This is a genomic window from Corynebacterium zhongnanshanii (genome assembly GCF_014490575.1).
Taxonomy (GTDB): Bacteria; Actinomycetota; Actinomycetes; order Mycobacteriales; family Mycobacteriaceae; genus Corynebacterium; species Corynebacterium zhongnanshanii.
This window is the reverse complement of sequence record NZ_CP061033.1, coordinates 186,787-199,306: the sequence shown is the minus strand read 5'-3', so window position 1 is coordinate 199,306 and position 12,520 is coordinate 186,787. Positions and strand designations below refer to the sequence as shown.

8 protein-coding genes are annotated in these 12,520 nt (G+C 64.3%); 5 read left to right on the top strand and 3 right to left on the bottom strand.

What is annotated here, in order from left to right:
• Positions 1 to 24 precede the first annotated feature (24 nt).
• Positions 25 to 1,884, bottom strand: coding sequence for a VanW family protein (locus IAU67_RS00870; RefSeq protein WP_151842650.1), 1,860 nt, complete (start codon positions 1,882 to 1,884; stop codon positions 25 to 27).
• Between the two features lie 66 nt (positions 1,885 to 1,950).
• The gene (locus tag IAU67_RS00865) at positions 1,951 to 3,168 is read right to left on the bottom strand and encodes a glycoside hydrolase family 3 N-terminal domain-containing protein (protein ID WP_151842651.1); all 1,218 of its coding nucleotides are present in this window, start codon (positions 3,166 to 3,168) and stop codon (positions 1,951 to 1,953) included.
• A gap of 18 nt (positions 3,169 to 3,186) precedes the next feature.
• Between IAU67_RS00865 and IAU67_RS00860 the strand changes: the two genes are divergently transcribed.
• The 3 genes from IAU67_RS00860 to IAU67_RS00850 all read left to right on the top strand — a co-directional run bounded on the left by IAU67_RS00860 (position 3,187) and on the right by IAU67_RS00850 (position 7,721).
• A complete protein-coding gene (locus tag IAU67_RS00860) occupies positions 3,187 to 3,702 on the top strand; it encodes a universal stress protein (protein WP_151842652.1) in 516 nt (171 codons plus the stop codon).
• A gap of 200 nt (positions 3,703 to 3,902) precedes the next feature.
• Entirely contained in the window at positions 3,903 to 4,091 is a 189-nt protein-coding gene (locus IAU67_RS00855) for a DUF2613 domain-containing protein (protein ID WP_151844729.1), read from the top strand.
• Between the two features lie 21 nt (positions 4,092 to 4,112).
• The gene (locus IAU67_RS00850; protein WP_151842654.1) at positions 4,113 to 7,721 is read left to right on the top strand and encodes an alpha-(1->3)-arabinofuranosyltransferase domain-containing protein; all 3,609 of its coding nucleotides are present in this window, start codon (positions 4,113 to 4,115) and stop codon (positions 7,719 to 7,721) included.
• A 7-nt stretch (positions 7,722 to 7,728) separates the two neighbouring features.
• Here IAU67_RS00850 and IAU67_RS00845 read toward each other — a convergent pair whose 3' ends face one another.
• Positions 7,729 to 8,949 carry an acyltransferase family protein gene (locus IAU67_RS00845; RefSeq protein ID WP_151842655.1) on the bottom strand — a complete coding sequence of 407 codons (1,221 nt, stop codon included), beginning with the start codon at positions 8,947 to 8,949 and terminating at the stop codon, positions 7,729 to 7,731.
• 271 nt (positions 8,950 to 9,220) lie between these two features.
• On the opposite strand from IAU67_RS00845, the gene IAU67_RS00840 reads away from it, so the two are divergent.
• Positions 9,221 to 10,537, top strand: a complete 1,317-nt coding sequence (locus IAU67_RS00840; protein WP_151842656.1) for a PorA family protein — start codon at positions 9,221 to 9,223, stop codon at positions 10,535 to 10,537.
• A gap of 88 nt (positions 10,538 to 10,625) precedes the next feature.
• On the top strand, positions 10,626 to 12,494 hold the full coding sequence (locus IAU67_RS00835) for an MmpA family trehalose lipid delivery protein (protein ID WP_151842657.1): 1,869 nt from the start codon (positions 10,626 to 10,628) through the stop codon (positions 12,492 to 12,494).
• Positions 12,495 to 12,520: the final 26 nt, after the last annotated feature.

Here is a 12,520-nt window from a genome sequence, read left to right as displayed (position 1 = left end):
ATCTTCACAACCCCGGGACGAGCCCTACAGCCCCAAATCCCTCAGATCTGGCACCGCAAGCGCCCCGCCGCCAGCGCCGCCCGGCGCGGGAGCATCATCCCGAGCACCACCAGCACCTCCACCGGCGGCACCCCCTCCGGCACCAGCGCCAGCGTCGCCCCTGCCCCCGCCGCCGCAGCGCACGATCGGGTTCGGGTCGTACTTCGTGGTGGTGGTATTCCTGCGCAGCTCCTTGCCGGACAGATCCTTCACCACGCGCGTATCCGTCACGGTAAACCCTGGGGCGCCGGAGGATGGGATGCACTTGTCACCACTCCCCTGGCGGACCTGCGGCTGGGTGGGGTTGGTCCGTGGGCCGGTGATGGACTCCACGTTCACGTGCTTCACACCCATCAGCTTCACGGTCACGGAGTTGCTGGTGGTCGTAGCGACAATGCGTGCCGGCGTGTTGAACGGGTTCTTGAACTTCAGGTCAATCGCGCCTTCGTACACGGTCGCCTCACGTCCCTCGGGGTAGCGGGAGATGTAGTAGCTGTGCGGCTTGTGGGCCACGTCGTCCATGCCGGCAAAGTAGGAGGCGTTGTACAGGGTGGTGGCGAACTGAGAGATGCCGCCGCCCACGGCCTCGTCGGCCTTGCCGTTGAGGATGATGCCGGACTTCACGAAGCCCTGAGCCTCTCCGCGAGGGCCGGTGTGCCCGTTCAGGCTGAAGGTCTCGCCGGGCAGGACGATGGCTCCGTCGACCATCTCCGCCACGCGTCGAATATTCACTCCGCTAGCGCTACTGAAGCCGCCGGTGGTGAACTCGCCCATCACGTCGTCGAAGCGCGCGTTCTTCGCCTGCTCCGTGGTGTAGGTTGCCTTCTTGTCCTCGTAGAAGACCTCGTGCTCGCGCTCTTTCTTGTTCAGTGCCTTGCCCTGGAAATCCTCCAAAGTCTGATCCCACTTGATGGACACTCCATCGGAGTGCGGAATCACCGTCACATCATTGCCGGAAATCCGGAAGTTCGCGTTGCGGAACTCCACCTCGGTGGAGGCCAGCTGCGGCTGAAGGATGTCCTTCGCCGCGTCCATGTTCCAGTCCACCCTCAAGGTATCGCCCTCCTCGGGGAACGTGAGGATCTTGCCCATGTCCTCGGGGCGAATCTCAGCGGTGACGTTGTCCCGTCCCTTGAACGTCAGCGGCCCGGAGGTCGCCGGCTCCACGATATCCTTCGCCAGAGCCTTGGCCGCGTCTACACGGATGGCCGCATTAATAACGTCCGCGTCCACCTTCACGGTGCGCGTCTTGTTGAGCCACTGGCGCTCGATGCCTTCACGCAACACCGCCCGGTCCACGTGTTGACCTGGGATGTCGTTCTTAATGTCCGCCTTGCCTCGATCGTCCACCGCCAGCGCAGCATTTTCAGCGGGGCGGTCGAGTTCACGTTCCACGCGTAAGATGCTTCGGTCCAGGTTGGCGTCGTTGAAAGAAGAAACAATGCCCACCTCCCGCTTCTTCCAGAAGCTCGTCAGGCGCGTAATCGGGTTCAGCGGCTGCTGTCCGGCCTGATCCACCGTGCCGGGCCAGTTGACCTGCAGCCCGGATTGGGTGGGTTCGATCACGCTGGTGAGCGTGCCGGCTTCGATGGTGACGGGCTTGCGCACGCTCTCGCCGAGCTCGTTGCGCAGGCGCTGTTCCGCCTGGTTAGGGCTCATTCCGCCGATCTCCACACCGCCGACGGTCACGCCGCGGGGCAGTTGCCCCTCGCTCATGGCGTAGTCCACTCCGTAGACCACCCCGCCCAGGCCGGTGAGCAGCAGCAGGCCCCAAATCCACAGCGGAATGCGGCGTTGCTTCTGACGGCGCCTATGACGAGGTTTCACGGGGTGTTGGTTTTTCACACAGAAAAGTGTACCGTCCGCAGCATGTTTCGGTGGAACCTTCGCCGCGAACTGGCGCGTGTGGGCCTAGCGCGCGGGGTTGTCGCCGGAGTTATTGGCGGCCTGCTCGGCGGAGCGATCGATGGCTGCTTGGGCGTGCTCGCGGCTAATCCGACCGTCGATAATCGCCGCGCGCACCGCGTCCACCACCTGCGCAACGTTGACTTCCCCCGACGCGGCCAGCGCCTGATCGGCTCCAGCAACCAGTGCAGCTACTGTGGATTCTTCGGGGGAGTAGCTGTCTGCCACGGCCGCCATACCGGACAAGTCGTCCGTGATGATGAGGCCGCCGAAGCGGGGCGCGGGACTTCCGGCTGCCGCGGAGTAGCCGCCGGTGCGCAGCAGGTGGTAGACCGCCGGGTTGATGGAGGCCGGGAGCTGCTGTTCTTCTGGGGTGCCGAGCTCCGGGACGAGCATGTGGCCGACCATCACCTGCACACCCGGGATGCTCACGAGTTGGGCGAAGGGGACGAGGTCCTGCTGTTCGAGCTGCGGCAGGGGTGGAACGGTGACGCTGCCCTTGTGGGAGTCGCCGGTGGCGTGGCCGTGGCCTGGGAAGTGCTTGATGACCGGGGTGATGCCGGCTTGCTGGAGGCCTTCGGCGTAGGCGCGGGCGTACTCTACCACCACGGCGGGGTCTGCGCTGAAGGATCGGGAGCCGATGGCGTTTTCTTCTGCGGAAGCTCCGCTGGCGAGGTCTACCACGGGGGCGAAGTCCACGGTGATGCCGAGCTTTTTGATCTTTTCGCCGTGGGTGCGCATCATGTTGCGCACCTCGTCGGCGGAGTGCTTTTCTGCCATCTCTTGTGCGCTGGGAAGTTCGCCGACGATGTCGGCCAGGCGTTGGACGATTCCGCCTTCCTCATCCACGGAGACGGTCAGCGATTCGCCGGCGCGTTCCTGCAGCGCGGCGATGGACTTCTCTGGGGAGCCCTGGCCGTTGAGGATGGAGAAGTCCGAGCCGGTGCCAACGAACAGGTGGCGCACACCGGCGTCCACCGCAGCGACTGCGGAGTCCCAGTCCGTGATGGGGGTGGCGATCATTTTTCCGGCGGCGCGATTGGCGACATCCTCGATGGTGCCGGGGTCCGCGGGAGGAAAAGGGGTCGCAGCGGCGGTGTTCGATGCGTTGGCGTTTCCGTCTCGGGATGTGGCGGCATCATCATCGGAGGAGGAGCAGCTCGACAGCACAAGTGCGGAACTAGCTAACACAGTCGATAAAACAACAGCAAAACGTGGGCGCATACTACTAACGTAATAGACATGAGCAACAAGCAGGAAACACCAACACATTTTAATCCGGATGCAGACACTGTCCTGATCGCCTTTGATGGCAGCGATCAGTCCCGTCGCGCCATCGGCAACGCGGGCCGCTTCCTGTCTGCGAAGAATGCCTACATCTTGACGGTGTGGGAGCCGATTCATCGCCAGGCCGCACGCGCGGCGGGCGTGGGTGGCCTGATGCAGGCGGATCTGTCCACCACCGAAGCTGTGGAGGAGGATCCAGCGTTTAAGGAGGCCACCAGCATCTGCGATGAGGGCGTGACGTTGGCTCGCCAGGCCGGTTTCGCAGTGGAGCCGTTCTTGGTGGAGTCCGGCAGCGCTATTTGGTCCGCGATTGTGGATTCGGCCGATGAGCTAAATGTGGACCTGATTGTGATGGGTACGCGCGCGTTGACTGGCTGGAAGTCCTTGCTTCAGTCTTCGGTGGCGGATGCGATTGTGAAGAACTCGGGCCGCCCGGTATTGATCGTCCCACCTGCGGACGAGGACGAATAGCGAGCGGCTAACCGCCGCCCACGCGCGTGGCCGAACACGCGGCCACGCACCCCGTCAGCAACGCGCAAGAATTTTCTTGCGCAAAACGGCCACATCCGTCACAATGTTGTATTAGAGTCTGCACAAGACAACTTCATTGAGTGCCGCACGCCTCGCCCCGAGGCGTGTCACGTGTATCTATAAGGAACAGGACTACATACATGGCTTCCAAGAGCTCCACCGGAACCGCAATCGCAGGCGCTGTTGCTGGCGTGATTTTGGGAGGCGCTGCGGTGCTCGTCGCAGGCTCCCAGGCGGATTCCACCTCCCTTCCTAGCGAGAATGACATTGCCGTGTCCCAGGACTCCGCGTTCCTGGGCTCCGTTCAGTACGGTGCTCGGACTAACTAGTCCCTCACTTCACTGCATACTGTGACACGCCGCGCGTGGTGCATCAGCGCTATCGCGTGGCTCCTCCTTGCCTTTTTACAGTCCCCCGGGCTCACGAGCGCCGATACGAAGCATGATCTCACGGCAAACCCCTGGGGCTTTCTCCATCAGGCGCTGAGCCCGTGGACGGATGTGTTTCCGCTGGGCCAGCTGCAGAATCAGGCTTACGGCTACCTGTTCCCGCATGGCCTGTTTTTTGCTGTGCTCTCCAGCCTGGGTGTTCCGGGGTGGGTGGCCCAGCGCCTGTGGTGGGCGCTTCTTCTGTTTGTGGCGTTTGCCGGGGTGGTCCGCCTTCTTGAGGTGTGGGGTCGCGCTGGTTTCTGCACGTCCACCACGTCCCGGATCATCGCGGGTGTTTTGTACGCCCTGTCCCCTCGCATCCTGACCACGGTGGGGGCGATTTCCTCCGAGGCGTGGGTGATGGCCCTGGCCCCGTGGGTGTTGATTCCGGTGGTGTGTGCCACGATTGCTAACTCGCGGGCCACGAGTGTGCGCATGGCGTTGTCCAGCGCTGTGGCGGTGTTGGCGATGGGGGCGGTCAATGCGGTGGCCACGGCCGTTGCGGTCCTGCCTGCGGTGGTGTTCTGTGCTGCGTGGTTGCTGTCCCGCCCGCGTTCCTTCGCCCGTTCCCGCCGTTCCTCCGATTTTTCCCGACGCCCAGCCTTCGTCTTCCTCGCCACCTGGATCCCCGCTGGGGTGTTGGCGGTGTTCTGGTGGGTGGGCCCCCTGTTGATTCTGGGCCGCTATTCCCCGGCGTTTACCGATTTCATTGAGTCGGCCTCGCTGACCACGCGGTGGTTGAACCCGTTGGAGGTTCTGCGCGGGACCACCAGCTGGACTCCGTTCTTAAGTAACGAGCGCATCGCCGGCTCGGCGCTGGTGGCGGAGCCGGTGTTCATCGTCGGCACTCTCCTGGTGGCCTTGATTGGCCTGTGGGGTCTGCGCGGGATGGCGCGGGCGCGCGTAGCATTCACGGGGCGGCTTTTGGTGGTGTTGCTGCTGGGCTGCGCGGTGATGATCAGTGCGTATAGTCCGCTGAGCCCCTGGTCGTCCGAGTTCCAGAGTTTCCTGGATGCCTCCGGGGCGGCGCTGCGCAATCTGCATAAGTTCGATCCGTTGGTGCGCCTGCCTGTGGTGGTGGGTGTGGCGTATGCGCTGCGGTCGGTGGTGTTCCGCTGGGATGCTCAGAAGGTGAAGCACCCGGAGAAGAACCGCTCTGTGGTCCAGGGTGTGGCGGTGTGCCTGCTGTTGGCTGTGGTGACGGCACCGGCGTGGTCCTTGCGCTTGGCGGCGGCGGATGCGTACCGGGCGGTGCCCGGCTATTGGCAGGAGGCTGCGAATTTCCTGCACGGTGAGGTGACGCAGCCTGCGGCGGTGGCTCCGCGGACGTTGATTCTTCCCGAGGCTCGCTTTGGCCGCCAGACGTGGGGAAATACGCGCGATGAACCGGCGCAGCCTCTGCTGGATGTTCCGTGGGCGGTGCGAGATTCGGTGCCGCTGGTGCAGCCGGAGGCGATTCGCGGGCTGGATGGGATCAACGAGGCCCTAAGCTCTGGGCGTTCGATCCCCACACTAGCTGCAACGTTGCGGTCTCAGGGCGTGGGCTATCTGCTGCTGCGTGGTGATCTCACAGCGGCTGCGGATACGCCGGGTTCGGCGCAGATCCTGCGCACGCTGGAGCGCAGTGGCGGTTTCCGTTCGGTGGCGGAGTTCGGCGATGATCGCCAGATCCGGATCTTCGCCACGGGCTCGCCTGTGCAGGTGGCGAAATCTGGTCTGCCACGCTGGTCGCCACGGGAAAAGATGGAGAACGTAGCGGCCGCACCCGAGGCTGCGACCAGGCTATCCGAGGCCGACGCCGCCCTGGGCCGCCGCGCCGACGCCGCGCCGCGGCCGCGTATCTTCAACCCCGAAGCCTCTCCTGAGACGGTGACGGACACCCCTGCGCTGCGCGACCACAACTATGGAAATGTAAACAACGCAGACTCCGCCGTCCGGGCTGCCGACGATGCCACGAAGCTGTTGAACCCGGTGCGGGACTACCCTGTGCGCAGCCCCGAATGGCTCCAGGAAGAGCAGGCTGACAGGCCGCTCCCGGAAGATTCCTTCACCCAGATCCAGGAGACCGGCGGGCATGTGCGCGCCAGCTCTGCGGGCGATGAGCCCTCCAGTTTTGGCGGGGCGGACACCACCGCTGCTGTGTCAGCAGCGGTGGATGGCCAGCCCCGCACCGCCTGGTATCCCGCACCCGGGGTCTCCAGTGGTCAGTGGCTGGAGTTCAGCCTGAACAAGCCCTACTCCCGCTTGGGGCTTAGCCTCACGGGCCAGGGGCGCGGTGCGAAGCTGCAGGTCACCACGTACCTGGGCGAGCGGGTGGTCGCATCCACCACCACGTTGGTGAACTCGAAGGATCCCGTGGATGTGGAGGTTCCGGCCGCCGAGGCCGACCGGATCCGCGTGACGATCCTCAGTTCCTTCGGCAGCTTCGGCATTGCGGAGGCCTCCGTGCGTTCCAACGACGATGAGGACATCACGCCACGCCGTGTGGTCGCGGTGCGGGCGGCGTCGAGTACGGCAAGGACGGTGAATCGGTGGATCGTTGGGCAGGAGCTCAACGAGGGAGTCATGACGCGACAGTTCACGGTGGATCGGGAGGTCCCGGTGGTGGTGCATACGGATCGCTGCGCGGATCAGGCCGAGGGGCGACTGAGCGCGGACCGGGCGCGGACGGTCGCGGGCGTGACAGTGACCAGCGGAGATGCGGACGGTTCCGACGGTTCAGGTGCGGCGCCGAAGACCTACATCTGTGGGGACACATTCACCCTCACGCCGGGGACGCACACACTATCCTCCTTGGCCACGTGGGTGGCCCTCACGGTCGCGGAGCCGCTGTACGCGGCGGCGGTGAGCGAGGCGCCGGCCGCGGCCACGATCGCGGCGGATACGTTCAGCACTGGGGAGGCAGGCTCGGTTCAGCTCGACATGCCGGGCGGCGAGGCTGCGGGCACGGAGCGGGTGCTGTGGTTGCCGTCGCAGGCGAACCCTGGTCGTGAGGCAGTGGCGCACGGTAACGGCTCCGGTTCTGAAGGTTCCGGTGGGGAGATCCGCCTGAAGCCCCTGGTGGTCAACGGCTGGCAGCAGGGCTGGATCATTCCCGCGGGCGTGAGCGGCCCGATCAGTGTGAGCTTCGCGCCCACGTCCACCTATCACGCCTGGCTGGTGGCCGGTTTTGCGGGCGCCGTGGTGCTGGTGGCGGTGTGGCTGCTGGTGCTGTGGAGGACGCGGACCGGCGGGCGCACGGGTGCGAGCGCGCTGAACGACGGTGGCGCAGCCGCGGGCGTCGACGACGATGATCATGCAGCGGAGACCGTGGCGACCAGCGATTCGGCATCGGCCGCGGACGTGAAGGCCAAGGTTGCGCCTGCCGTGTTCGGTGCGGCGTCCGCCGTTGCCGTGATCGGTGCGGCGCGCGGCCCGTGGGGATCCGCCAGCTACGCCGGCGATTCCTGGTTCGTCTCCGGCGCGCTGCTGGTGGCGCTGGCGGTGCCCTATGCCGCCTACCTGCGTGCGCGGCTGCGCACACGCAGGTGAGGCCGCGTCACTTGAGCGAACGCCACCACTCATTGATGGCCCGGCGCGCCGGCTCCTCCACCAGGGAGAAACTCAGTGCGGCCACGGGAACCGTCAGCACGAACGTTGCCACCAGCACCAGCGCGGTGTGACCGCTGAACAGCCCGATGCCCAACAGGGGGAACACCAGGGACAGCAGGCTCATGTGCCACAAGAAAATGGAGTAGGACCAGCGGCCCAGCGCCTGCATCACGCTGGATTCCAAAAAGCGCGACCGCGGTTCCAGCACGTACGGCAGCAGGAGTGCTGCGGCGAACACCAGCCCGTAGAGCGTGCGGCGGGCAAACTCGCCGGGCCCCGCATGGGTGAGTCCCTCCGGCCCGTCGCTGGCCGCCACGGCCAGCGCGCCCAGGGCCACCAGCCACCACACGGCCCTGAAGCGTCCGAAGATGACCGGCAGCGCGGGCGTGATCCGACCCAGACCCCCGTGCGCTTTCAGCTTTTCCAGCTCCGCTCCCAGCATTCCCACCCCGAACCAGGCGGTGAACGCCGGGGGCATCACGTGGGGGTTCAGCTCCCCCGGCCCTGGGGGCTCAGCGAACGCAGGGATGAAGGCCCAGCCGAAGCTGATGAGTCCCACCAGCAGGATGATGGCAATGCGCTGGCGCGGGGATCGCCGGCCGTACAGCAGCGCCACCACGGGCAGTACCAGGTAGAACGCCATCTCGACACACAGGCTCCACAAGTGCGTCAGTCCGCCGACCAACCCTCCGGACACGTAGATCTGCGTGAGCGTGAGGTTCGCCAGCACCTGCTTCCACCCCGGGTTTTCGGCCACGGGGAACAGCAACAGCACGATCACCACCATCGCCAGACAGGCGGGCATGATGCGCCCCACGCGCTTGACGTAGTACCCGGCCCACGTCCACGCGTGGCGGGAGTTCGTGGGGAGGGAAAAATCTGCGTGGTGGCGGCGCCACAGCAAGAATCCGCTCAAGGCGAAGAACACCGGCACGAAGAAGTCTGTGCGGGCCATCATGCGGTTAATGAGGGAGCCGTGGTCGGCACCGGTCTGGAAAGCCACGTGGGTGATGATGATGCCGCAGCAGGCAATGGCTCGCAGCCCCTCCAGCGCGGGCAGAAACGGTGTGCGGCTGCGTGCTGCCGATGGCTCTGCCGATTGCGTCGATGATTGTGCAACCGATGATGCCGCCGGGTTGGCTTCGGGGTGAGAGGGTGCTGTGTTCATAGTGATGAGCGTTATCGTAGCGAAAAATTTTCAAAAAATTTGGCGGATTTTGCGAAAACCACCACAAGGCCTTACTTTGTATGGCTAAAGTATGATCAATGCGAGTGAAGACTATGAGTTGAGATCGTAAGAGCACCGGACGAGCGCCGGAGAGTGACTCCCACGTGATTCTCCCCGGGCGATGCTCTCACAGCCCGTTCACTACGGTCGCCGCTTACCTTTGAAGCATTCTTAAGAAGAACTACACACAAGAGTCAGGAACTTCCCTCCTATGAAGAGAATTTTCTCCGCCGTTCTAGCGGCTGTTGGTGCCGCCCTGCTGGTCCTCGGCATCGCACTGCCAACGTACATCGTGCCGAAGGGCAAGGTTTTGCCACTGAACCTGGTCTCCACCACGGGTACCGCTCCCACGCCGGGTAACCTCCTGGACTCCAAGGCACTGGCCGCAGGCAAGCCTGTGGATGGCAAGGACAAGCTGCCAGAGTGCTCTGGCGAGGTCAAGAGGGTCAGCTGCTTCATCTGGAAGGGCTTGGACATGCAGTCCCAGCGCTTCACGGTGGCTCAGGAGCCATCCGATAAGAAGCAAGTGACCATGGAACTGGGCCAGACCCTGTACCGCAACGACAAGCAGGAGCCAGACAACCTGCTGTCCGCCACCGTGGATCGCGTGACCCTGGATCGCAAGACCCAGATGCCGGTTCCGGATCCTGTGTCTACCGTGAACATCACCCCGCCACTGTCTTCTGGAAAGGGCAAGGAAAAGACCGCATCCACCGCACCGTTCGCCCGTAACGGTATCCAGTACCAGTGGCCAATGGGCACCGACAAGAAGTCCTACCCATACTTCGACATCACCAGCTTCACCACCAAGGACATTGACTTCGTGGGCGAAGAGGAGCAGGACGGTGTGAAGGTGTACCGCTTCGAGCAGACCGTGAACCCCACCGAGCTGTACCCTCACATCCGTGAGGCTCTGGAAGCCGATGGTGAGCTGGACAAGGCTGACGAGGCAACCCTGGCTCCGTACCGTCTGAAGTTCGCAGCGGACGTGTGGGGCATCCAGCCTACCGAGGAGGACAAGGCAAAGGCTGCCGAGGCCAAGGCCGAGGAGAAGAAGGCCCAGGAAGCTGACAAGCCTGAGAGCGACGAGGCCAACAAGCCAGAGGGTGAGGAGTCCGAGGAGGCCCCCAAGCCGGAGGACAACCCAGAGATCGAGCTGTCCCGCTTCTACACCGTCAACCGCACAATCTGGGTGGAGCCACGCACCGGCGTGATCGTCAACGGTAACGAGGAGATCTGGCAGTACTACGCCCGCAACCAGGAGGAAGCGGACCAGATCGCTCAGCCGGAGAACCGCCAGAAGGAGTTGGAGAACCCAACCCGCACCGCGATGTACTACCCAGGTAAGTGGAACGACGAGTCCAAGCAGGGCCAGATGAAGAAGGCCGAGGACGGCTTCAAGAAGATGGAGACCATGGGCAAGACCGTCCCATTCATCCTGATTCCAGTGGGCCTGATCCTGCTGATCGTTGGCTTCGTGCTGGCTCGCGGTTCCCGCAAGCAGGCAGAGTATGAGCGCGAGGCCTAACACACCACGCCTAACAGTTTGGTAAAACTCCAGGACAAAGTGCTTCACTTGAGACGCTTTTGCCGCCTTCACCAGTTACACTATTTCTGTGAGCACCCAAACAAGTAGAACCACCCAGCGGAGGAACGGATTCCTCCTGGCTGGGTGGTTCTTTCTTGTCACGGGGCTGACCCTATGGCCGTTCTGGAGGGGTCTGTACACCACCAACCCTCATCACGTGTTCATGCTGCGGGACATGTTCATCGCGCAAGACATGGCACTAAACTCCTCGGCTCGCGGCACCGCGATGGGCGCCCCGCGCAACCTCCCGCAGGACACGATCTTCGGCATCATCACCCCCGAGATTCCGGGCGTGGCCCTGGCCAGTTTCCTGGTTCTGCTCTGCGCGTTCACCGGCTGCTGGCATGCCACCCTCATGGTCCGGGACATGGCCGGCGGGGGCTTAGCTCCGCAGATGGCCGCCAGCCTGTTCGTGATCTGGAACCCCTTCACGATCGAGCGCTTCCTCCAAGGCCAGTGGACCATCGCCACGGCAGCATTTTTGACGCCGGTCCTCGCCTACTCCATCGCGGATCGCCGCTGGGGTTCGTGGCTGCTGGGCTTCGCCGGGTCGGCACTGGTGCCCACTGGCGCGCTGCTCGCCGTCATCACCTCCCTCACTTTCGCCCGCGGCATCCGCGACCGCGGAATCACGCTCATCACGGGTGCGTTCATGTCTTCGCCGTGGATCCTGGCGATTCTGCTCAACCCGCATGGCGCCTCCGGTAGCCTGTCCAGCCCCCGGTCCGCGGAACTTTTTGCCGCCCGCGCGGAGGAGGGTATTGGCACGTTGGGTGCCTTACTGTCCCTGGGTGGAATCTGGAATGCCGACGCCGAGGCTCCCTCCCGCACGCTTCTCCCCACCATTGTGAGCCTCGTGTTGGTGCTGGTTCTGCTGCTGGGCATGAGGGAGCTCTGGCGGGTATACCGGCCAGTGGCCGTGACGACGGTGGCCGCTATCCTCCTCCCCGCGGCGTTCGCAACCCCCTGGGGGCTGGAGTTCATGGGGTGGCTGGTCTCCACGGTGCCGGGGGCGGGCCTCCTGCGGGATACCCAGAAGTTCGTGTGCCTGGCTATTCCCGGCTACGTGCTGCTGATCGGCGTGTTCGTGGGTAAGTTCGGGGAGGCGTCGGTGGCACGCGCTTGGGCGTCGTCATTAATAATCATGATGGCAACGGTGATCAGCGTGCCCGGCTTCCCACGCGACATCGCCCCGCTGAGCACCCAGCCCATCACGCCAGCGTGGGACAGGATTATGACGGCGGTGGATGCGGCGCCTCCGGGGAAGATTCTGATGTTCCCGCCGGGGAATTATCATCAACGCGGGGAATATCCGTCGATCAGCCCGGCGATGAAGCTGCTGAGCGGCGAGCCGCTGGACCCTGGGTTCCTGATCGTGGACGGCCGCCTGGTGGACGGGCAGCCGGAGGTGATGGGGTTGCTGAAGGCCGTCATTGACGGCGGAGGTGACGTGCACACGCGTCTGGCGGATGCGGATGTGTCCTGGGTGCTGATTGATACGGCGTCCGCGGCGGGCCGGGAGGCGGTGGCTGCAGCGAAGGAGACGATGTTTGAGGCGGGGTATCCGCTCATTCTGGCCGCGGATGGATACCTGTTGTTTAGAGTGTCCCATGCAGGGGCGGCGGGCATGGGGCCGGCTGCGTCGAGTGGTTCGGCTGGTTCGGCCGGTTCGGCTGGGCCTGCCGGTTCGAGTGGCTCAGTTGCGTCGGGAGCTTCGGGTGCGTCGGGCGCTGCCCATGCGGCCGCGTCTCATGCGGGCGATGTGCCTGAGAGCGAGCGTCCTCATCCTAGTACGCTGCCAGCCCCGGTGGGTCTCATCATGTTTTGGAGTGCGACGGTGCTGGGATTGGGGCTGCGCATTCAGCATTTCGCATTGCGGTGGGTGCGCAGGAAATAGGCTGCTCTAGCTGTGCTTTTGCTGCT

Bases quoted from the DNA above. Each gene is read 5' to 3' on its own strand.
- IAU67_RS00865 (WP_151842651.1), bottom strand. From the start codon at position 3,168: ATGCGCCCACGTTTTGCTGTTGTTTTATCGACTGTGTTAGCTAGTTCC.
- IAU67_RS00860 (WP_151842652.1), top strand. From the start codon at position 3,187: ATGAGCAACAAGCAGGAAACACCAACACATTTTAATCCGGATGCAGAC.
- IAU67_RS00855 (WP_151844729.1), top strand. From the start codon at position 3,903: ATGGCTTCCAAGAGCTCCACCGGAACCGCAATCGCAGGCGCTGTTGCT.
- IAU67_RS00845 (WP_151842655.1), bottom strand. From the start codon at position 8,949: ATGAACACAGCACCCTCTCACCCCGAAGCCAACCCGGCGGCATCATCG.
- IAU67_RS00840 (WP_151842656.1), top strand. From the start codon at position 9,221: ATGAAGAGAATTTTCTCCGCCGTTCTAGCGGCTGTTGGTGCCGCCCTG.